Source organism: Isoptericola sp. NPDC057653, from assembly GCF_042799955.1.
GTDB lineage: Bacteria > Actinomycetota > Actinomycetes > Actinomycetales > Cellulomonadaceae > Isoptericola.
In genome coordinates, this window is the sequence record NZ_JBHVHP010000003.1 from 109,247 (window position 1) to 129,107 (window position 19,861).

At 74.6% G+C, this 19,861-nt stretch carries 17 protein-coding genes and 2 riboswitches; of the genes, 8 read left to right on the forward strand and 9 right to left on the reverse strand.

Features of this window, described 5'->3' with window-relative positions:
• Positions 1 to 237: 237 nt before the first annotated feature.
• Positions 238 to 1,008, forward strand: coding sequence for a GntR family transcriptional regulator (locus ACFU9A_RS17505; protein WP_430576575.1), 771 nt, complete (start codon positions 238 to 240; stop codon positions 1,006 to 1,008).
• Here the strand turns inward: ACFU9A_RS17505 and ACFU9A_RS17510 are convergent.
• Complete coding sequence (locus ACFU9A_RS17510; RefSeq protein WP_430576576.1) at positions 983 to 2,395, reverse strand: serine hydrolase domain-containing protein; 1,413 nt, start codon at positions 2,393 to 2,395, stop codon at positions 983 to 985. The two genes, ACFU9A_RS17505 and ACFU9A_RS17510, sit on opposite strands and share 26 nt — an antisense overlap.
• 102 nt (positions 2,396 to 2,497) lie before the next feature.
• Here ACFU9A_RS17510 and ACFU9A_RS17515 point away from each other — a divergent pair, with 102 nt between their 5' ends.
• Positions 2,498 to 3,541 (forward strand): ATP-binding cassette domain-containing protein, encoded by a 1,044-nt coding sequence (locus ACFU9A_RS17515; protein ID WP_430576577.1) that lies wholly within the window; start codon positions 2,498 to 2,500, stop codon positions 3,539 to 3,541.
• Positions 3,538 to 4,374, forward strand: coding sequence for an ABC transporter permease (locus ACFU9A_RS17520; RefSeq protein WP_430576578.1), 837 nt, complete (start codon positions 3,538 to 3,540; stop codon positions 4,372 to 4,374). Before ACFU9A_RS17515 ends, ACFU9A_RS17520 begins: the two co-directional genes overlap by 4 nt.
• A 65-nt stretch (positions 4,375 to 4,439) precedes the next feature.
• Here the strand turns inward: ACFU9A_RS17520 and ACFU9A_RS17525 are convergent, their stop codons facing one another.
• The 4 genes from ACFU9A_RS17525 to ACFU9A_RS17540 all read right to left on the reverse strand — a co-directional run bounded on the left by ACFU9A_RS17525 (position 4,440) and on the right by ACFU9A_RS17540 (position 8,553).
• The gene (locus ACFU9A_RS17525) at positions 4,440 to 5,396 is read right to left on the reverse strand and encodes a universal stress protein (RefSeq protein ID WP_430576579.1); all 957 of its coding nucleotides are present in this window, start codon (positions 5,394 to 5,396) and stop codon (positions 4,440 to 4,442) included.
• 133 nt (positions 5,397 to 5,529) lie between these two features.
• Complete coding sequence (locus ACFU9A_RS17530) at positions 5,530 to 6,330, reverse strand: C40 family peptidase (RefSeq protein ID WP_430576580.1); 801 nt, start codon at positions 6,328 to 6,330, stop codon at positions 5,530 to 5,532.
• Positions 6,331 to 6,493: riboswitch (cyclic di-AMP (ydaO/yuaA leader) on the reverse strand.
• A 217-nt stretch (positions 6,494 to 6,710) separates the two neighbouring features.
• Complete coding sequence (locus ACFU9A_RS17535; protein WP_430576581.1) at positions 6,711 to 7,520, reverse strand: C40 family peptidase; 810 nt, start codon at positions 7,518 to 7,520, stop codon at positions 6,711 to 6,713.
• A 3-nt stretch (positions 7,521 to 7,523) separates the two neighbouring features.
• Positions 7,524 to 7,701, reverse strand: a riboswitch (cyclic di-AMP (ydaO/yuaA leader).
• A gap of 132 nt (positions 7,702 to 7,833) precedes the next feature.
• Positions 7,834 to 8,553, reverse strand: a complete 720-nt coding sequence (locus ACFU9A_RS17540) for a metal-dependent transcriptional regulator (protein ID WP_430576582.1) — start codon at positions 8,551 to 8,553, stop codon at positions 7,834 to 7,836.
• Positions 8,554 to 8,697: 144 nt separating this feature from the next.
• Between ACFU9A_RS17540 and serC the strand changes: the two genes are divergently transcribed.
• Together serC and ACFU9A_RS17550 are read left to right on the forward strand one after the other, a co-directional pair.
• On the forward strand, positions 8,698 to 9,882 hold the full coding sequence (gene serC, locus ACFU9A_RS17545; protein ID WP_430576583.1) for a phosphoserine transaminase: 1,185 nt from the start codon (positions 8,698 to 8,700) through the stop codon (positions 9,880 to 9,882).
• A gap of 140 nt (positions 9,883 to 10,022) precedes the next feature.
• Positions 10,023 to 10,850 (forward strand): MHYT domain-containing protein, encoded by an 828-nt coding sequence (locus ACFU9A_RS17550; RefSeq protein ID WP_430576584.1) that lies wholly within the window; start codon positions 10,023 to 10,025, stop codon positions 10,848 to 10,850.
• Between the two features lie 4 nt (positions 10,851 to 10,854).
• Here ACFU9A_RS17550 and ACFU9A_RS17555 read toward each other — a convergent pair whose 3' ends face one another.
• Entirely contained in the window at positions 10,855 to 12,201 is a 1,347-nt protein-coding gene (locus ACFU9A_RS17555; RefSeq protein ID WP_430576585.1) for an MFS transporter, read from the reverse strand.
• 159 nt (positions 12,202 to 12,360) lie between these two features.
• Between ACFU9A_RS17555 and ACFU9A_RS17560 the strand changes: the two genes are divergently transcribed.
• Positions 12,361 to 12,828, forward strand: coding sequence for a hypothetical protein (locus ACFU9A_RS17560; protein WP_430576586.1), 468 nt, complete (start codon positions 12,361 to 12,363; stop codon positions 12,826 to 12,828).
• A 22-nt stretch (positions 12,829 to 12,850) separates the two neighbouring features.
• On the opposite strand, the gene ACFU9A_RS17565 is transcribed toward ACFU9A_RS17560, so the two are convergent.
• Both ACFU9A_RS17565 and ACFU9A_RS17570 read right to left on the reverse strand, forming a co-directional pair.
• Complete coding sequence (locus ACFU9A_RS17565; protein ID WP_430576587.1) at positions 12,851 to 14,269, reverse strand: hypothetical protein; 1,419 nt, start codon at positions 14,267 to 14,269, stop codon at positions 12,851 to 12,853.
• Between the two features lie 79 nt (positions 14,270 to 14,348).
• Positions 14,349 to 15,428 carry an LCP family protein gene (locus ACFU9A_RS17570; RefSeq protein ID WP_430576588.1) on the reverse strand — a complete coding sequence of 360 codons (1,080 nt, stop codon included), beginning with the start codon at positions 15,426 to 15,428 and terminating at the stop codon, positions 14,349 to 14,351.
• 124 nt (positions 15,429 to 15,552) lie between these two features.
• On the opposite strand from ACFU9A_RS17570, the gene ACFU9A_RS17575 reads away from it, so the two are divergent.
• Both ACFU9A_RS17575 and ACFU9A_RS17580 read left to right on the forward strand, forming a co-directional pair.
• Positions 15,553 to 16,866 (forward strand): glycosyltransferase family 4 protein, encoded by a 1,314-nt coding sequence (locus ACFU9A_RS17575; RefSeq protein ID WP_430576589.1) that lies wholly within the window; start codon positions 15,553 to 15,555, stop codon positions 16,864 to 16,866.
• The gene (locus ACFU9A_RS17580) at positions 16,863 to 18,512 is read left to right on the forward strand and encodes a glycosyltransferase family 4 protein (RefSeq protein ID WP_430576590.1); all 1,650 of its coding nucleotides are present in this window, start codon (positions 16,863 to 16,865) and stop codon (positions 18,510 to 18,512) included. The genes ACFU9A_RS17575 and ACFU9A_RS17580 overlap by 4 nt, the downstream gene beginning before the upstream one ends.
• A gap of 28 nt (positions 18,513 to 18,540) precedes the next feature.
• On the opposite strand, the gene ACFU9A_RS17585 is transcribed toward ACFU9A_RS17580, so the two are convergent.
• Entirely contained in the window at positions 18,541 to 19,854 is a 1,314-nt protein-coding gene (locus tag ACFU9A_RS17585) for a UDP-glucose dehydrogenase family protein (protein ID WP_430576591.1), read from the reverse strand.
• Between the last annotated feature and the right edge of the window lie 7 nt (positions 19,855 to 19,861).

Below are 19,861 nucleotides of genomic sequence, written 5' to 3' on the forward strand. Positions count from 1 at the left end.
TCCGCATGTCGGATTGTCTACAATCCTCCAGGACGTGGCACTCACACCCGGACGGCTCGACGTCATCGCAGGTCAACGCGGTGGCGGCAGCGCCCGACGCCACGCCGAGGGGCCTTCAGCGGTCCCAGAACGCAGTCATGTCATGGTCACAAGAGGGTCACGATCTGGCCGGACGGCCGGGCCGCGGGATGATTGAGTCCCGTCGGGGCGGTCCCCGACCACGTGGAAGGAGAGCAGATGACCCCGTCGTCACGGGTCCCCGTCGGCAGCGCACCGTTCCTGTCGCCGGTGACACGGCCGTCGACGGTCGACCTCATCACCGTCGAGCTGCGCAACGCCGTCTACTCGGGGGCGCTGCCCGTGGGGTCGCCCATCCGTGAGGTCGAGATGTCGAGCCAGCTCGGGGTGAGCCGCGGGCCCTTCCGCGAGGCCGCGCAGCGCCTCGTCCAGGAGGGCCTGCTGCGGTCGACGCCCGGCCGGGGCCTGAGCGTGGTACGGATCGGCGCCGACCGGGTGCGGTCGCTCTACGAGGCGCGCACCGTCGTCGAGACGTCGGCCGCCCCGCTCGCCGTCGAACGGGCCACGCCCGCGCAGGTCGCAGCCGTCCGAGCCGCGCACGACGCCCTCGTCGCCGCCGAGCGCAGCGAGGACGCCCGGCGGGTCGGGGACGCCGACCTCAACGTGCACTGGTCGCTCGTGGCCGCCGCCGGCAACCCCTGGCTGCTGCGCTGGATGACCACCCTCATCGTCGAGGTCCGGATCGCGAGCTTCACGCTCAGCGAGGACTACGCGGTGCGCAAGGACGCCGCCGAGTCGCACGTCGACCTCGTCGAGCGCTTCGAGGCGCGCGACGCCGACGGGCTCGTCGCCGCGATCCGCACCAACCTCGCCGCCGCCGTCGCACGGCTCCTGGCGCCCGAGACGGTGGAGGTCGAGACCTTCGACGAGCCGCGCCCCTCCCCCGCGACGCGCCTGGAGCCGATCACGCCGACGTTCCCCGAGCCCTGAGCGCCTCGAGCTGGGCCCTCCGCTCGCGCTCGTAGTCGTCCGCCCGCCACGACGTCAGCCCGCCCACGACGATCCCCGCGGGCCGCCCGTCGGCGTCGGGCAGCAGCTCGACCGGCTCTCCCGGCGCCCCGAAGCCCGGGTGGACGGGCAGGCGCAGGTCCTCGCCGTCCGCGACCAGCCGCTCCGCGCCGGCCAGCGGGTCCTCCCGGCGAGGGTCGATCAGCCACAGCTCCTGACCGAGCCGCACGACGTCGGTCTGGCCCCACAGGTTCGCGAAGCGGCCGGTGCGGCGGTCCAGGGCTGCGAGGTCGGCGTCGGAGTCCGGGGCACCTGCGTCGAGCGCGGTCGCGACCAGGGAGAACAGCCCGGTCGCGACGGCCTCGGCAGGGCCGTCGACGGCGTTGGTCAGCACCGACACCACGACCCGCCCGGCGGGGTCCGCCCAGGTGCGGCTGAGCTGGCCGGGGAACGCGCCCCCGTGCCCGACGACGCGCCGCCCCTCGAGCTCCCGCGACTCGAGGCCCAGTCCGTAGCGCCGCGGCCGCGCGTGCGGTCGGTCGATCGCCGACTCGTCGCGCTGCAGCAGCCGGCGGCTCTCGGGGCGCAGCAGGTCCGAGCCGTCCGCGTGCGCGGCGAACCAGCGCGTGAGGTCCCCCGCCGTCGAGCAGAACCCGGTGGCCGCCGCGAGGGCGCCCGTCCGCACCGGGGCGACCGGCAGGCGGCCGTCGTCCGCGACGCCGAGGGCGGAGTGGCCCACGACGTGCGCGGGCCCGTCGGCTCGATCGGCGGTCGTGCGCCGCAGCCCGAGCGGCTCGAGGAGGTCGGCCCGGACGTGGTCGGCGAACGGCAGGCCCGTGACGGCCTCCACGACCAGCCCCAGCAGCCCGTAGGCGAGGTTCGAGTACTTGAAGACCTCGCCCCGCCCGAGGACGGCGCCGTCGAGGAGCACCGACTGGACCAGCGCCCCGCGGTCGGGGAACGGCGCGCCCAGCTGCCAGAAGTCGGCGTCGCGCCCGTCGCGCCGCACGCCTCCGGTGTGGCCGAGGGCCTCGCGGAGCGTCACCCGGCCGACGGCCGCGCCCACGAGCTCCGGGAGGTGGGCCTCGAACGGGTCGTCGAGCCGCAGCGCGCCCCGGTCCGCGAGGCGCGCCACCGCCGTCGCCGTGAACGTCTTGGAGTGCGACGCGACGCGGAAGACGTGGTCCGGGCGCAGCGGCTCCCCGGTCGTGACGTCGGCGACGCCCCACGCGCCCTCGAGCACCACGTCGTCGCCCACCCGCACCGCGTACTGCACGCCCGGGACCCGCGCGAAGCCGGCCTGGGTGGCGACCCACGCGGCGAGGTGGTCGGCGTCGAACAGGTCGCTGGTCGCGTGCTCCGTGGTCATGGGCGCCACCCTGCCACGACGGGCGGCCGATGAGTTCGCCGTCGCAGGGCCGTCCTAGCCTGGGACGTGACGCACCTCACTCAGGCGACCCCGGGAGTTCCCATGTCCGACCCGCCCACGCCCCGCGCCCCCGCCGCAGGCACTGCCGACCTGGCGGTCGACGCCCACGGGCTCGTCAAGCACTTCACCACCCGCAAGCAGGTCACCAAGGCCGTCGACGGCGTCGACCTGCAGATCCCGACCGGCAGCGTGTTCGGCCTGCTCGGCCCCAACGGCGCCGGCAAGACCACCGTCGTCCGGATGCTGGCGACGCTGCTGCGCCCCGACGCCGGCAGCGCCCGCGTCCTCGGGCACGACGTCGTGGCCGAGGCCGACGCCGTGCGCAGCGCCGTCGGGCTCACCGGCCAGTACGCCTCCGTCGACGAGGACCTGACCGGCACCGAGAACCTGCTCATGCTGGCCCGGCTGTACGGCTTCCGCGGCGCGGCCGGCCCACGGCGCGTCGAGGGCCTGCTCGACGCGTTCAGCCTCTCCGACGCCGGCGCGCGGCAGGTCAAGACCTACTCCGGCGGCATGCGGCGACGCATCGACCTCGCGGCGTCGCTGGTGCTCGCCCCGCGCGTGCTCTTCCTCGACGAGCCCACCACGGGTCTCGACCCGCGCAGCCGCAACCAGGTGTGGGACATCGTGCGCGTGCTCGTCGCGGACGGCGCCACCGTGCTGCTCACCACCCAGTACCTGGAGGAGGCGGACCAGCTCGCCGACCGGATCGCCGTCATCGACCACGGCGTCGTCATCGCCGAGGGGACGTCGACGGAGCTCAAGCGCTCGGTGGGCCAGGGCGCGGTGACGATGCGCCTCGCCGACGCGACCCAGCGGGCCGCGGCCGCGAGCGTCGTCGAGAAGGTGCTCGGGTCGGCGCCGACGCTGCCCACGGACCCGTACGCCCTGTCGGCCCGCGTGCCCGACGAGGGGGCGGACGACGTGGCGCGGCTGCTGCCCGCCCTCGGCGAGGCCGGCATCGCCGTCCCCGAGTTCACGCTGGGCCAGCCGAGCCTCGACGAGGTGTTCCTCACGATCACGGGCAAGCCGCTGCCGGCCGACGAGGACGACGCCCGGCCCGTCGAGGAGGAGGTGTCCCGATGACCACGTCCGCCGACCCCGCCGAGATCACGACCACCACCCTGCGCCAGGCGGTGGCGCTCACCGAGCGCCCGGCCCGGCCGCCCGCGCTCGCGATGACCCTGACGTTCGCGTGGCGCGCGCTGCTGAAGATCAAGCACGTGCCCGAGCAGCTGTTCGACGTGCTGGTCTCCCCCGTCATCTTCACGCTGATGTTCACCTACCTGTTCGGCGGAGCGCTGGCCGGCTCGACCACGGCGTACATCCAGTTCCTGCTGCCCGGCATCCTGGTGCAGACGATCGTCATCGTGACCGTGTACACCGGCTACACGCTGAACACGGACATCACCAAGGGCGTCTTCGACCGGTTCCGCTCCCTGCCGATCTGGCGCCCCGCACCCATCGTCGGCGCGCTGCTCGGCGACACCGTGCGCTACTCCATCGCGTCCGTCATGACCATCGGGCTCGGCCTGATCCTGGGGTTCCGGCCCGAGGGCGGGTTCGTCGGCGTCGTGCTCGGCGTGCTGCTCCTGCTCGTCTTCGCGTTCTCGCTGAGCTGGATCTTCACGATCCTGGGCCTGCTGCTGCGCACCCCGAACGCCGTGATGGGCGTGTCGATGATGGTGCTGATGCCGCTGACCTTCGCGTCGAACATCTTCGTCGACCCGTCGACGATGCCGGCCGCCCTCCAGCGGTTCGTGGAGATCAACCCCGTCACCCACCTCGTCACCGCCGTGCGCGGGCTCATGGCGGGCACCCCCGACAGCGGCGAGATCGTCTGGGTGCTCGTCGCCGCCGTCGTCCTCACCGGGGTCCTCGGCCCCATCACGATGCGCCTGTACCGCACCCGCCACTGACTCCGTCGAGGACGTGATCGTGGCCCCGTCCCGAGTCGGGACAGGGCCACGATCCGCCCAGGACGTCAGGCGGCGGAGGACTCGTCCTGGTCGAGCTCCTCGTCGCACTTGCGCGTCACGACGAGCACGGGGCACGCGGAGTGGTGCAGCACCGCCTGGCTGGTGGAGCCGAGCAGCAGGCCGCGGAAGCCGCCGCGTCCGCGGGAGCCGACGACGATCAGGTCGGCGCCGGTGGAGAACTCGGTGAGGAGCTCGGCGCCGGTGCCGTCGAGCACGTGCCGCTTGATCGTGACGCCCGGGTTGGCGGCCTGCGCCCGGTCGACCGTCACGTCCAGGCCGGCCTTGACGTCGGCGAGCACGGTCTCGTGGTCGATCTGCGACGGCAGCCACGCGAGGATCCCCGCGCCGCCGCCGAGGGGGACCCCGGCCACCGCGACGAGCTCCGCGTCCCACGCCTTCGCCTGCGCGACGGCGTGCTTGAGCGCGACCTCGGCGGACGGCGACCCGTCGACGCCCACCACGATCCGCCGCACCTCGTGGACGGCGTCGCCGTCGCGCCGCTCGGCGGCGTCGGTCCCGCCGTCACCGCCCCGGTACGGCACCACGACCGTCGGGCAGTGGGCGTGCGCCGGCAGCGCCGACGAGACGGTGCCGAGCAGGCGCTCGGTGAACCCGCCCTTGCCCCGTGTCCCCACGACGGCGAGCGCGTGCTCCCGGGACATCTCGACGAGCACGCCCGCCGCGTCGCCGGTCGCGACCGTGCCCTGCACCGGGACCCCGGCGGCGGCCACGCGTGCCTCCGCCTCCGCGAGGACCGCCTTGGCGCCCTCCTGGATCGCGGTGTCGTCCAGCGCCGCGTACCCGCCGTCGAGCGACGCGGCCGTGAACGACGGCAACGAGTAGGAACAGACGACGTGCAGCCCCCACCCCACCCGCCGCGCGTACGCGGCGGCCCAGTCGAGGGCGTGCAGGCTCGCTGCAGACCCGTCAACACCTACCAGGACGACCTCAGGCCGTGTCATCTTGCGCCTCCTGTCCGCTGGCGAGGGAGCCCGCCCTCGTCGTCGAGGGCGCCCGGTTCAAGCGTAGCGAAAGGTAGGCGCAAGGCACAGCAAAGCGCCCCGGTACCGAGGTACCGGGGCGCTTTGCGGTGAATCAGGCCTGGACGCGCAGGAACACCGGGCTGGACTGCCAGATGTCGCGGATCCGGGTGTCCCAGCCGTCGGGACGCGAGGCGTCGATCTGCTGACCGTTGCCGATGTAGATCGAGATGTGCCCCGGGGACCAGATGAGGTCGCCAGGACGCGCCTCGGAGGCCGAGACGACCGAGACGTTGGACGCGTTGCGGATGGCGCTCGACTGGTGCGGCAGGCTGACGCCGACCTGGGCGTAGACGTAGGTCACCAGGCCCGAGCAGTCGAAGCCGGCCGGGGTGGAGCCACCCACGACGTACGGCGTGCCGATGTAGCGGTGCGCGATGGAGACGACCTGGGCGCCGATCGACGAGCTCGTCGCCGTCGTCGCGGCGACCGGGGCCTCGGTGCGCTCCGAGGAGCGCGAGACGGTCTCGGTCGTGGAGCGCGTCTCGACGACGGGCTCCGGCTTGGGCTCCGGCTCCGGCTCGGGGGCCGGGGTGATCTTGGCGCCGGAGACGACCTTCTTGCTGAGCGTCTCGACGTCGACCTTCGCCTTGGCCTGGACGGTGACGACCGGGGCCGCCTCCAGGGCCTCGCGGGCCTGGTCGCTCAGAGCGCCCAGGTCGACGGTGCTGAGCTTCTTCGATGCGTCGTGGTCGACCGGGGCCGCCTGCGCGGCACCCGCGCTGGCGAAGGTCGAGACGAGCAGTCCGCCGGCTGCGGCGACGACAGCGGCGCGGCGGCCGGTCGCGGTTTGAACCAGCCCGCCGAGCGGACGGCGCGCGGCACGGTGCCGGGCGCGCGTGGTACGTGCGTTCACGTGTTCCCTCTCCTGTCGCCTACGAGGTCAGCTGTCGGGTTCGGGTGGGAGAAATCACCCGGCCGCGCGGACCTGGGTCCGTGCGACTTCACCCCAAGGACACCGTGTTCCGGTGCCCGAAAGTGGGTCCCCCGCCCCTGCCATGCGGTTGCGGTTCTCGGCCGGCGGCAGGGCTCGGCGTGCCGGTCGAGAATCGGCGGATGACCGCCGAATGGATGACACCGTAGCGGACCGCAGCGGCAATGTCACGTTTCGATCACAGCCCCTGTGGACGGGGCTCCGCAGGCGTCGTCGGCCCAGGTCGAACCGGTTCCCCGGACACGACGAAACCCCGCCACGCGGAGGCGTGACGGGGCGTCGTCAGGACGCGACGGACGGACTCAGCCGACGCGGATGAACGTGGGGTTCGACTGCCAGATCGCGCGGTACTTCACGACGTCGCCCGGCTTCGGGGCGTCGATCTGCATGCCGTTGCCGGCGTAGATCGCGATGTGGCCCGGCGTCCAGATCAGGTCGCCCGGCTTCGCGGCCGAGGCGGAGACGACGGTGCCGGCGTAACGCTGCGCCGACGAGGTGCGCGGGAGGTTGATGCCGACCTGCGCGTAGACGTACTGGGTCAGGCCCGAGCAGTCGAAGCCCGACGGGCTGCTGCCGCCGGAGACGTACGGGACACCCACGTAGCGCATCGCGATGGAGACGATGGCCGAACCGTTCGCGGACGCCGGGACGGCGGTCTCGACGGCGGCGCGGTCCTCCGAGCGGGAGGCCGTGTCCGAGGACCGGGAGTCCGTCGCGGTGGAGGCGGTGCTCGTCGTGGTGCTCGAGACCTGCTCGACGACGGGCTCCGGCTCGGGCTCGGGGGCCGGGGTGATCTTGGCGCCCGCCGCGATCTTCGCGGTGAGCTTCTCGACGTCGACCTTCGCCTTGGCGTCGACGGTGACGACCGGGGCGGCCTCGAGGGCCTCGCGCGCCTGGTCGGTCAGGGCGCCGAGGTCGACGGTGCTGAGCTTCTGGGCGGCGTCGGTGTCGACCGGGGCCGCCTGCGCGGCGCCCGCGCTGGCGAAGGTCGAGACCAGGATGCCACCGGCTGCGGCGACGACGGCCGCGCGGCGACCGGCGGCACCCGTCGGGGCGATGGCGATCGGACGACGGGCGGCGCGATGCCGGCCGTGGCTCGTGCGTGCGGTCACGTGTCTACCTCTCCTGTCGCCTGCGAGGTCAGCTGTCGGGTTCGGGTGGGAGAAACACCCGGCCTTCCGGGCCCGTGTCCGGGCCCTTTCGGCTTCACCCCGAGGACGTCGTCACCGACGCCCGAAGTGGGTCCCCCGCTCCTGCCGTGCGGATGTCCGTGGAGCTCGGCCGGTGGCAGGGTTCGGCGTCCGGTCGAGCGCTCCCCGGATCGAACTCCGGCGAGCGCCCCCGACCGTACCGGAAGACCCCGGGCGATGTCACGCTGCGGTCACGATGTGGCGTGCCGACCCCGCCGGGGCCTCCCTGCGCTGGTCAGCGGCTCGCGACGAAGAGGTGGCGCGCCAGCTCCTCGGGCAGGTCCAGGACGACGCCGGACCCCTCGACCTCGACCGTGACGTCGTCCCCGGCGGTCCGCGCGGTGATCTGCGCCCCCGGCACGATCCCGGACTCGGCCAGACGGGCCAGCAGCTCGACGTCCACCTGGAGGGGCTCCGCGATGCGCTGCAGCACCAGGTCCTTGCCCTCGCCGTCGGCCTCGCCCGCGACCCGCCCCGCGGCCAGCACCGCCGGCAGCGACTGCACGCCCTCGAGGAACGGGACGTCCTGGAACTGCTCGCCGAGCTCCGACAGCCCGGGGATCGGGTTGCCGTACGGGTCGGCGTGCGGGTGGTCGAGCAGGGTCACGAGGCGCTTCTCGACGAGGTCGCTCATCACGTGCTCCCAGCGGCACGCCTCGGTGTGCACGTGCTCCCAGTCGAGCTTGATGACGTCCGTGAGGAGGCGCTCGGCGAGACGGTGCTTGCGCATCACGCGGGTCGCCTTGGCCTGCCCGGCCTCGGTGAGCTCCAGGTGCCGGTCGCCCGTGACGACGACGAGCCCGTCGCGCTCCATGCGCGCCACCGTCTGCGACACCGTGGGGCCCGAGTGCCCCAGTCGCTCCGCGATCCGGGCGCGGAGCGGCGGGATGCCCTCCTCACCGAGCTCGTAGATCGTCTTGAGGTACATCTCCGTGGTGTCGATCAGGTCGGTCACGTCAACTCCCGTCATTCGGCGCGGCCTAGTCTATTCGCACGCGTGGGCGCAGGCGGGGTCGCGCGGCGCCGTCGTGCGTGCTCCCCGCGCCATCCTGCCCTGCGCCACCGACGACCCGCTCCCCCGCCCGGAACCGGAGACACCATGCCCGCCGCGCCGACCGTGCCGACCGTGCCGACCCAGCCGACCCTCGTCATCCCGCCGTCGCTCCTGCCGGGCGACGGCCGGTTCGGTTCCGGCCCCTCCAAGGTCCGCGCCGCGCAGGTGGCCGCGCTCGCCGCCGCGGGCGACCCTGCCGCCCCGGTCCTCGGCACCTCGCACCGCCAGCCGCCCGTGAAGGACCTGGTCCGCCGCGTCCGCGACGGGCTCGCCACGCTGTTCGCGCTGCCCGACGGGTACGAGGTGGCCCTCGGCAACGGCGGGTCCTCCGCGTTCTGGGACGTCGCGACGGCGTGCCTGGTCGAGCGGCGCGCGCAGCACGCGGTGTTCGGCGAGTTCGGTGGCAAGTTCGCCGCCGCGACCACCCGGGCCCCGTTCCTCGCCGACCCGGACGTGGTCCGCGCCGAGCCCGGCGCGGTGGCCCGGCTGCGCCGCACGGACGGCGTCGACGTCTACGCGACCCCCCACAACGAGACCTCCACGGGCGCGATGGCGCCCGTGCGCCAGGTGCAGGACGCGCGCGCCGACGGGGCGCTGCTGCTCGTGGACGCGACGTCGGGCGCGGGCGCGCTGCCCGTCGACGTCGCCGACACCGACGTCTACTACTTCGGCCCGCAGAAGGTGTTCGCGGCGGACGGCGGCCTGTGGCTCGCCGCCCTCTCCCCCGCCGCCGTGGAGCGGGCCGAGCGGGTCGAGGGGACCGCCGGGACGGCCACGGGCCGGTGGGTGCCGGAGTTCCTCTCCCTGACGACCGCGCTCGCGAACTCCCGGCTCGACCAGACCCTCAACACGCCGGCCGTCGCGACCCTCGTGCTCCTGGCCGAGCAGGTCGAGTGGCTCCTGGAGCAGGGCGGGCTCGCGTGGTCGAGCGCGCGCTGCGCGGAGTCGGCGGGCGTGCTCTACGACTGGGCCGGCGCCCGCGACTGGGCGACGCCGTTCGTCACCGACCCGGCGGAGCGGTCCACCGTCGTCGCGACGATCGACCTCGACGACGCGATCGACGCGACGGCGGTCGTGCGCACCCTCCGCGAGAACGGCGTCCTCGACGTCTTCCCGTACCGCAAGCTCGGCCGCAACCAGCTCCGCGTGGGCGTCTTCCCCGCCGTCGAGCCCGACGACGTGCGCGCCCTCACCGCCTGCATCGACCACGTCGTGGCGCACCTCGGCTGACGCACGCCGCTCGCGCCGCCGCTCCGCGGTCCGGCAAACCCGCAGGTCAGGCGGCACGTTTCACCCGTCAGGTCACGGGCTGATAACGTGCCGCCTCGTCCTGTTCGGGCGAGGAAGCCGGGAGGCCCCCCATGCCGGAGATGCACCATTTCACCTACGGGCTCATCACGCCCGTGCTGGCGTACGTCGCGTCGTGCCTCGGTGCCGCCACCGGCCTGTCGGCCACGTCCCGGGCCCGCGCGGCGACCGACAACAGGACCCGGGCGGTCTGGCTGCTCGTGGGCGCCCTCGCCATCGGCGGCACGGGCGTCTGGGTGATGCACTTCATCGCCATGCTCGGCTTCACGGTGACGGACATGCCGATCAACTACGACATCCCGCAGACGGTGCTCAGCGCCCTCGTGGCCGTGGTGGTCGTCGCGATCGGGCTCTTCATCGTGGGCTTCGCCGGCGACCGCCCCGTCTGGCTCGTCTCGGGCGGTGTCGTCGCGGGGCTCGGCGTCGCGACCATGCACTACATGGGCATCGCCGCCATGCGGATGAGCGGCGGCATGGAGTTCTCGCTGCCCGTGGTCGGGCTGTCTGTGGCCATCGCGATCATCGCGGCCACGGCGGCCCTGTGGCTCAGCGTCAACGTGCGCGGCCGCGGCGCGACGCTGGGGGCGGCCCTCATCATGGGCGTGGCCGTCAGCGGCATGCACTACACCGGCATGGCGGCGCTGACGATCACCGGGACCCCCGGCGTCCCCACCAGCGGCACGACCGCCATCGACCTGCTCGGCCCGCTCATCCTCGGGATCGCGGCGCTGACCGTGGCGCTCGTCTTCGTGGTGCTCATGTGGCCCACCGAGGACGAGATGCGCGACCAGCAGGAGTTCGAGGCGCGCATGGCCCGGCAGGCCGGCACCACCGCCAGCGAGCGCGTCACGCGCCACGCCGCGAAGCGCGAGGCGGCCCCGCGCCACTGACGGCTCAGGCCGTGGTGGGCACCCGCTCGGCGTCGGCGCGGCTGAGCTCGCGGCGCACGCCGTCGCGGGTCGTCGCGCCCTGCAGCACCTCGCGGTCGAGGTAGACCACCTCGAGGTGCGGGCGGCTCAGCACGCGGTAGCGCACCCTCAGGTGCCAGCGGCGCACCGCCCACACGGTCGCGGCCGAGGCGACGAGGAAGGTCGCGATCGAGCCGACGAGGATCGACCAGCGTGGCCCCCAGGCCTCGCCGATCCAGCCGACGACCGGCGACCCGATCGGCGTCGCGCCCTGGAAGATCATCACGTAGAGCGCGATGACGCGGCCGCGCATCGCGGGGTCCGTGGAGACCTGCAGGGCGCTGTTCGCCGCCGTCATCATCGTGAGCGAGGACAGCCCCACGGGGATGCACGCCACCACGAACGACGCGTACGTGGGCATGAGCCCCAGCACGGCCGTGGAGACCGCGAAGGCGAACGCGGAGCCGATGACGAGGCGCACGCGCGGCCGGTCGCGGCGCGCGGCCAGGAGCGCGCCCGCGAGGGAGCCGATCGCCAGCACCGACCCGAGGATGCCGTACTCTCCCGCGCCGCGCCCGAACTCGACGCGCGCCATGAGCGCGGACGTGAGCTGGAAGTTCAGCCCGAACGTCGACACGACGAACATCACGACCATGATCACGACGATGTCCGAGCGCCGGCGCACGTACTGCACGCCCTCGCGGATCTGCCCCTTCGCGCGCCGTGGGGCGGGCTGCGGACGGAGCTCGCGCACGCGCATGAGCGCCAGTGCCGCGATCGTCGCGCCGAAGGTGACGCCGTTGATGACGAACACCCAGCCGGCGCCGACGGCGGCGATGAGCAGCCCGGCGACGCCCGGGCCGATGAGCCGCGCCGCGTTGAACGACGCGCTGTTCAGGCCGACGGCGTTGGGCAGCTTGTCGGCGGGCACCATGTCCGCGACGAACGTCTGGCGGGCGGGGTTGTCCAGCGCGGACACGATGCCGAGCAGCAGGGCGAAAACGTACACGTGCCACAGCTCGGCCCGGCCGGAGAGGACGAGCGCGCCGAGCCCGAGCGCGAGCACGCCCATGCCCGCCTGCGTGGCCATGAGGAGGCGGCGGCGCGGCAGCCGGTCGGCCAGCACCCCGGCCCACGGGGACAGCACGAGGAACGGGAGGAACTGGAGCGCCGTGGTGAGGCCGACGGCGATGCCGGAGTTGTCGCTGAGGTCGGTGAGGACGATCCAGTCCTGCGCGATGCGCTGCATCCACGTGCCGACGTTGGCGACGAGGGCGGCCGCGAACCAGATGCGGTAGTTCGTGTACTTGAGGGAGGAGAAGGTGGCACTCATGGGGCGAGCCCCCCGGTCGGTTCGTCGCTCGCGGGGGCCACGGATCTCCTTCTCCTCGGGTCGGTCGTCTCCCTGGGCAACAGGGTATCGAATCGTTCTATTCCGCGCCCGGCGGTGACCCGCGACACGTCGGCGGCGGAGTCAAGTACGGTATGCGCCGTGCGCACCGAGATGTCCCTCGCGGAGACCCTGAACGAGCTCGGCCTCCTCGGCGGCCGGACACTGCCCCGATTCGTCACGTCGGTCGGCGGAGCCGGCGACGAGCTGGAGGTCGTCGCCGACGCCCGCGCGGTGAAGAACCTGCCCGGGCCCCTCAAGCTCGCCACCCGGCTCGTCCCCGCGGTGCGCTCGCGCCTGCGGGTCGAGAGCTTCGACGGCGGCGTCGCGGTGCTCACGGTCGACGCGAGCGCCGGCGGCCTCCCCGCGCACAAGCTCATGGGCCTCGCGGCGAACCGCATCGAGACCGTGCTCGCGGCCAAGGGCCTGCCGGCCGGCTCCGTGCAGCTGCGCAGCGACGCGCGGATCTCCCTCGACGTGCAGCGCCTGCTCGCCGCCCGCTACCCCGGCACCGTGGTGCAGGGCATGGCGTTCGCCGACGGCCGCGTCGCCGTCGACACCGCGGCCTGACCCTCGCTCCCGGCCGGTCGCGTCACCCGCGCGCGGCGATCGCGTCGGCGAGACCGGAGGCGTCGAGGTAGTCGTCCCACCGGTAGGCGACGACCTTCGCGACGTGCGGCCGGGCCAGCGCGACCTGCCGGTCGAGCGTCGCCAGGTCGCTCGGCGCCCGGTCGCCCACCTGTCCCGGCGGCCGGAACGCCTCGACGTTCGCCCACAGGGTCACGCCGCGCACCTTCGCGGCCTCCGCGTAGAGCGTCGCCGTCGAGGCGGCGTAGGCCGCCCCGTAGGTGGTGTCGCCGACGACGCCGCGCAGGTCCGGCCGGACCGGGTCGTCCCGCTCGGCGCGGGCGAAGACCCCCACCCGGCCCGTGCCCCCGCCGTCCTGCGGCGCGAGGACCATCGTGACTCCCGCGCGGGTGTCCGCGATCCGCTGCAGCGCGGGACGCACGGCCGCGACGGGCACGGCGCCGCGACGGAGGTCGGCGTACGGGCTCACCACCACGCGCTGCTTGTCCTGGGGGAGCCGGTAGCCGACGACGCGGTGCTGCAGCTCGTACACCCTCAGGTTGGGCGCCCACGTGGCCGCGTCCGTGAAGACGGCCGTCTCGAGGGTCTGGTACGCGCCCGCGAAGCCCGGGCTGCGGCCGACCTTGGCGTCCCAGTCCGCGAGCATGCGGGACGTGAACGCCCCGAGCGTCTGGGTGAAGGAGTCGTCGGCGCGGTAGGGCACCTCGGGGTCCGGGGCCGGCCTCGGCAGCCCCAGGTAGACGGACATCCCGAACAGCGCGGCGTCGGTGACCAGGAGGACGTCCCTGTCGGCCGCGGAGTCGTCGAACGCCACCACGAGGTCGTAGGTGCGGCTCGGCGAGTCGCAGTCGCTGTACCCGCCCTCGACGGGCAGGAGCCACCAGGTGAAGACGCCAGCCGCCGTCGCCGACCGTCCGTCGCGGCCGGGGCAGAACAGGGCGGCGTCGCCGAACGTCGTCCGACCCCCGTACGTGTAGACGTGCCGCACCGACCCACCGCCGGTGCGCGCGACCGCGTGGCGGTAGCCGTCCGCGCCGTCCACCGCGAACCCGGCGAAGGGGTCGTCGGCGCCCGGGCGCAGGTCCGCGGGCGTGGCGGGCGAGAGCTGCGCGCCGAACGTGACGAGCGTGTCCGCGCCGATCGCGTGCGCCCCCTGCACGGTCGCGCGCGTCGCGCACCGCGACGGCGACGGAAAGGCGAAGTAGCCGGTGACGCCGTAAGCGGCCCGCACGGTGCGGTCCGGGCGGTCCAGCCGCTCCCCGCCCGGGCAGGCCGGGGCGGGTGCCGGCGCCGGGCTGCCCGTCGGCCGGGGCGCGGCCGGGGTCCCGCCCGCCCCGGCGGGCGTCGTCGCCCCGGGCGCAGGACCCGACGAGGGCGCGGAGCACGCGACGAGTGCCAGCGCGAGGACGGTCGTCAGGACCACCGCCAGGAGACCCGGCGGTCGGGTGGCGCTGCGCGGCGCGACCGCCCGTCGCGCGAGGCGCGTCATCCGCGACCCGTCGCTACTTGACGGTGGCGGGGAGGACCTCGAGGTCGTCGGCGTGCTTGTCCACGTACCCGGCCGCCTTGTCCTTGGCGATCGACGCCATCAGCGGGTCGAACCGGTCGCGGTCGAGCACGACGATCGACTGGCCGTCGTCGCTGCGGCCCGTGCCCGAGTACGGCGCCGTCATGAAGGTGACGTCGTTGGTGCTCAGCCCGCGCGCGCTCATGTAGAGGTTGCGCATCCGGTCGATCGTGAAGCCGTCGTCCGCCGCGACGGACTTGCTCACCGTGGTGAAGAAGGACGTCATCATGCTGACGTCGTTCCGGTTGTTGTTGACCTTGGCCAGGATCGCGCGCATCCAGTTCTGCTGGCGCTGCACGCGGCCGAAGTCGCCGTTCGCCAGGCCGTGGCGCTGGCGCGTGTACGTCAGCGCCTCCTCGCCGGACATCATGTGCACGCCCTTGGTGAAGAAGACCTTCTTGCCGTCGCCGATGTCCTCCGGCACGCGGATGCGGACGCCGTCGAGGGCATCGGTCATGGCGGTGAACGAGTCGAAGTCCGTCACCACGAAGTGGTCGATCTTCACCCCCGTGAGGTCCTGGACGGTCTGGATCATCAGCGACGGGCCGCCGTAGGAGAAGGCCGCGTTGATCTTGGCCTGGCCGTGGCCCGGGATGTCGACCCACGAGTCGCGCGGGATGGAGATCACCTGGGCGCTCTCGCGGTCGGCCGGGAGGTGGACCAGCATGATCGCGTCGGTGCGCTGCGCGCCGGCCTTCCACTGCGACGGGTCGCCGGCCGAGATCCGGCTGTCCGAGCCGAGCACCAGGAGGTTCACGGCCTTGTCGTCCGCCTCGTCCGCGGGCTCCGGGTTGTTCTCGATCCCGGCGAACGGGTCGCCGAGGCGCTCGATGTTGCTGTCGAGCTGGTGCTGGAACCACCAGGCGGCGCCGAAGCCGCCGCCGGCGAGCAGGAGCACCAGGACCCCGACGACGGCGAGGGCGCGGTGCGTGCTGCGCGCCTCGGCGCGGGCGTGACGGCGCGGGGACGGGTCCCCCACGGGGGCGGGCGTCGGGTCGGCGGTCGCTCGGCTCACAGGGCGGGATCATACGGCCAGCCCGCGGAGAACCTGTGTTCCGCTCGTGACGCTTCCCGCCGTAGCATTCGCCCGGTGCGCCCCGGGCAAGGGACGCACGACGGCGACCGGGGAGGCACGGAGGATGCGCGGCAGCAGGGGGACGCCGGCGCGCCGTCCGCGGATGCTGCTCGTCACGCACCACTACCCGCCCGAGAACGGCGCGCCGCAGCGTCGCTGGGACACCCTGACGCCGCGCCTCATGGAGGCCGGCGTGGACGTCGCCGTCCTCACCCCGCCGCCGCACTACCCGAGCGGACAGCTCCAGGACGCGCACGGCGCGCACCGCCCCGGCTCGGTCGCGCGCGGCCGGCACGGCGAGCGCGTGGTGCGCACCCGGTTCCGGCCGCACGGCCCCGACCTGCTGTCGCGCACCCGCGACCAGGCGGTGGCCGCCGCGAGCGCCGTCACGCTCGGCCTCAAGCACTTCCGGCAGTCGGGCGAGCGGCCCGACGTCGTGGTCGGCACCGTGCCGGGCATCCCGTCGATGTTCGCCGCCTGGGTGCTGGCCCGGGCGTTCCGCGCCCGCCTGGTCATCGAGATGCGCGACGCCTGGCCCGACCTCATCGAGCCCAGCGGGGTGCTCGACGCCCGCCGCTCCCTGACGGCCCGGCTGCTCGCGGGCTCGCGCGCCCTCGTGCACCGCGCCGTGACGCGCCTGCAGGCGCGTGCCGACGCCGTCGTCACCACCACCGAGACGTTCGCCCAGGTGCTCCTCGAGCGCGGTGTGCGCCGCGTGGCCGTGGTGCGCAACGGGACGTCGTTCCAGCCCCTCACGTCGGACGACGCCGCGGACCTGACCCAGGGCGACCCGCCGGCGTCGGGCGCCCGGCCGCTCCGCGCCGTCTACGCGGGGACCGTGGGCCGCGCCCAGGACCTCCAGTCCGTGGTGCGCGCGGCCGCGCAGGTGGCCCGGCGCGGGCTACCCCTCGACGTCCGGATCGTCGGCGCGGGGGCGCGCGTCCCGTTCCTGGAGGAGCTCGTGGCGGAGCTCGGGGCGCCGGTGACCTTCGTCGGCCACGTCCCGCCCGGCGACGTGCGCCGCTACTACGCGTGGGCGGACACGGTCGTCGTGTCGCTGCGCGACTGGAAGCCCCTGGAGTGGACCGTGCCGTCGAAGCTGTACGAGGTGATGGCCTCCGGCGCGTACGCCACCGCGTGCGTCGCGGGCGAGGCGGCGGCGCTGGTGCAGCGCTCGGGCGCCGGCTCGGTCGTGCCGCCCGGCGACGTCGACGCGCTCACCGAGCTGTGGTCGGGCTGGGCCGCCGCCGGGGAGGTGCCCGACGCCGACCCCCGCGCCGCGTCGTGGGTGGCCCGGAACGCCGACGACGACGTCCTCGCCGACCGCTACCTGGAGCTGCTGCGCGAGCTCACGGGCTCCGGGGAGACGGCGGCGTGACCCGGCTGCGCGAGCTGGCCCGCAACGCCCGCCTGGCCGCGTCGTTCGTCGGCGGCGCGCTGGCGACCGACCCGGCGTGGCTGGCGCTGCAGGCCGCCCGCCGCACCCCGGCGCGGGTGAGCGTCGTCGTCGTGCCGCGGGTGGAGCGCCTCCTGGGCGACGGCTCCTCGAGCGAGGCGGGCCGGCTGCGCGCGGCGTGGCAGGCCGGGGACGTCGCCGCCCTGCGCGCCGCCGACCCCTCGACCCGGTCGGGACGGCGGGTGCGGGCGTCCCTGCTCGGCCAGGTCGCGCTGCTCGAGGCGGCCGTCCTCCCCGGAACGTCTCACGATGCGGACGATCCGGGCCCTCGCGCGGGTGAAAAGGCCGCCGGACCCCGAGCGGGTGATCTTCCGGTCCCCGTGCACCACCACCTCACCAACTCGCTGCCGCACACGCAGAGCGGCTACACCCTGCGGACGCACGCCATCCTCACGGCGCAGCGCGCCGCAGGGCACCGGGTCACCTCGACCACGCGGGCCGGCTACCCCCTCACGATCGGCGTGCTGGGCGCGCGCGGCACGGACGTGGTCGACGGCGTCCCGTACGGACGCCTGGTGCCGCGGTCGCTGCCCGCGGACCACGGCCGGAGGTCCCGGGACGGCGTCGACCTGCTCGTGCGCGCGCTCGAGGAGGCACGGCCCGCCGTCGTGCACGCGACCACGCCCTGGACCACCGGTGACGCGGCACGCACCGCCGCGGCCCGGGTCGGCCTGCCCTGGGTGTACGAGGTGCGCGGGCTGCCCGAGGAGACCTGGGCCGCCTCGCACCCCACGCCCGAGGCCCGCGAGCGAGCGGCCGCGTCCGAGCGGTTCGCGCTGCTGCGGGCCAAGGAGACCGCGCTGGCCCTCGCCGCCGACCACGTCGTCACGCTGAGCGGCACGATGCGCGACGAGCTCGTCTCGCGCGGCGTCCCCGGCGGGCGCGTCACCGTGGTGCCCAACGCCGTCGACGCCGCGCTGCTCGGGCCCGCCCCCTCCCCCGCCGAGGCCCGGGCCCTGCTGGGGCTGCGCACCGCGCCGTTCGTCGTCGGCACCGTGAGCAGCGTCGTCGGGTACGAGGGCCTGGACACCGTGCTGCGCGCCGTCGCGCGGCTGCGCGCCCAGGGCGTCGACGTCTCCGCGCTGATCGTGGGCGACGGCGTCGACCGGCCGCGGCTCCTGCGCCTGGCCGACGAGCTCGGGCTCGGCGACCACGCCCTGCTGCCCGGGCGCGTGCCCCGCGACGTCGCACGCACCTGTCTCGCCGCGCTCGACGCCGTGCTCGTGCCCCGGCGGCCCGACCGTGTCACCCGGCTCGTCACCCCGCTCAAGCCCGTCGAGGCGATGGCGCTCGGCCGCCCGGTCGTCGCCAGCGACCTGCCCGCCCTCGCCGAGGTGCTCTCGCCGCTCGACCCGGCCGCGCCGGACGGCGGCTCCCCCGCCGGCGTCCTCGTGGACCCTGTCGACACGGAGGCCTGGGCCGACGCGGTCGGTCACGTCCTCACGGACGACGCGCACCGCGCCACGCTCGTCGACGCCGGGCGGCGCCTCGCCGCCGAGCGCACGTGGGAGCGGCTCGTGGGCCGGTACGCCGGCGTGTACGCGGCCGTCACCGCGTCCCCCGCCTGATCCGGGCCCGAGGGATCCCGAGGGCGGATCAGCGGCGCCCGAGGGCGCGGTACTGCCAGCCGGCGGCCGTCCATGCGGAGCGGCTCAGCGCGTTGCGCCCGTCCAGGACGGTGCGCTGCGCGACCAGCGTGCCCGCGCGCTCCGGGTCCAGCTCACGGTACTGCTCCCACTCCGTGAGCACGAGGAGCGCGTCCGCGCCGGCGAGCGCGGCCTCCAGGTCCCGCTCGTAGTGCAGGTGCGGCTGCTTGGCCCGCGCGTTGTCGATGGCCTGCGGGTCGTGCACGGTGACGACCGCGCCCAGCTCCGCCAGGCGCGCCGCGACGTCGAGGGCGGGCGAGTCGCGCACGTCGTCGCTGTCCGGCTTGAACGCGGCCCCCAGCACGGTGACCTCGGCGCTCTCGACCATCCCGCCGAGCACCTCGACCGCCAGGTCCACCATCCGGGCCCGGCGCCGCGTGTTGATCGCGTCCACCTCGCCCAGGAAGGCGACGGCGTCGCCGGCGCCGAGCTCCTCCGCCCGCGCCCGGAAGGCGCGGATGTCCTTCGGCAGGCAGCCCCCGCCGAAGCCGAGGCCCGCGTTGAGGAACCGGCGGCCGATCCGGGCGTCGTACCCGATCGCGTCCGCCAGGCGCGCGACGTCGCCGCCCGCCGCCTCGCACAGCTCCGCCATCGCGTTGATGAACGAGATCTTCGTGGCCAGGAAGGAGTTGGCCGCGACCTTGACCAGCTCCGCCGTCGGGTAGTCGGCGACGATGCGCGGCACGCCGTCCGCCAGCAGCGCCGCGTAGACGCCGTCGAGGGCGGCCGTGGCGCGCTCCCCCGCCGCGCCGTCGGCGACGCCGTAGACGAGCCGGTCCGGACGCAGCGTGTCCTGCACGGCGAACCCCTCGCGCAGGAACTCGGGGTTCCACGCGAGCAGCGCGTCGGGACGCGCGGCCGCCACCTGGTCCGCCAGCCGCTGCGCGGTGCCCACCGGGACGGTGGACTTCCCGACGACGACGGCACCGTGCGCGAGGTGCTCGACCAGGTCCGAGAACGCCGCGTCGACGGCCGTGAGGTCGGCCGCCTGGCCGTCCGTCCGCTGCGGCGTCCCCACGCACACGAAGTGCACCTGCGCGGCCGCCACGTCGGCCAGGTCCGTCGACACCGTGAGCCGCCCCGTCCCCGTGACCTCGGTCAACAGCTCGTCCAGGCCCGGCTCGAAGAACGGCGCCTTGCCGGCGGCGAGCGCGTCGACACGGTCGGGGTCGACGTCGACGCCGACGACGTCGTGCCCCAGCTTGGCCATGCTCGCGGCGTGCACCGCCCCCAGGTACCCCAGCCCGATCACCGAGATCTGCACGTTCGCT

Excerpts from the sequence above, each read along its gene's own strand:
- ACFU9A_RS17515 (WP_430576577.1), top strand. The coding sequence starts at position 2,498 with ATGTCCGACCCGCCCACGCCCCGCGCCCCCGCCGCAGGCACTGCCGAC.
- ACFU9A_RS17505 (WP_430576575.1), top strand. The coding sequence starts at position 238 with ATGACCCCGTCGTCACGGGTCCCCGTCGGCAGCGCACCGTTCCTGTCG.
- ACFU9A_RS17550 (WP_430576584.1), top strand. The coding sequence starts at position 10,023 with ATGCACCATTTCACCTACGGGCTCATCACGCCCGTGCTGGCGTACGTC.
- ACFU9A_RS17525 (WP_430576579.1), bottom strand. The coding sequence starts at position 5,396 with ATGACACGGCCTGAGGTCGTCCTGGTAGGTGTTGACGGGTCTGCAGCG.
- serC (WP_430576583.1), top strand. The coding sequence starts at position 8,698 with ATGCCCGCCGCGCCGACCGTGCCGACCGTGCCGACCCAGCCGACCCTC.
- ACFU9A_RS17510 (WP_430576576.1), bottom strand. The coding sequence starts at position 2,395 with ATGACCACGGAGCACGCGACCAGCGACCTGTTCGACGCCGACCACCTC.
- ACFU9A_RS17555 (WP_430576585.1), bottom strand. The coding sequence starts at position 12,201 with ATGAGTGCCACCTTCTCCTCCCTCAAGTACACGAACTACCGCATCTGG.
- ACFU9A_RS17520 (WP_430576578.1), top strand. The coding sequence starts at position 3,538 with ATGACCACGTCCGCCGACCCCGCCGAGATCACGACCACCACCCTGCGC.
- ACFU9A_RS17575 (WP_430576589.1), top strand. The coding sequence starts at position 15,553 with ATGCGCGGCAGCAGGGGGACGCCGGCGCGCCGTCCGCGGATGCTGCTC.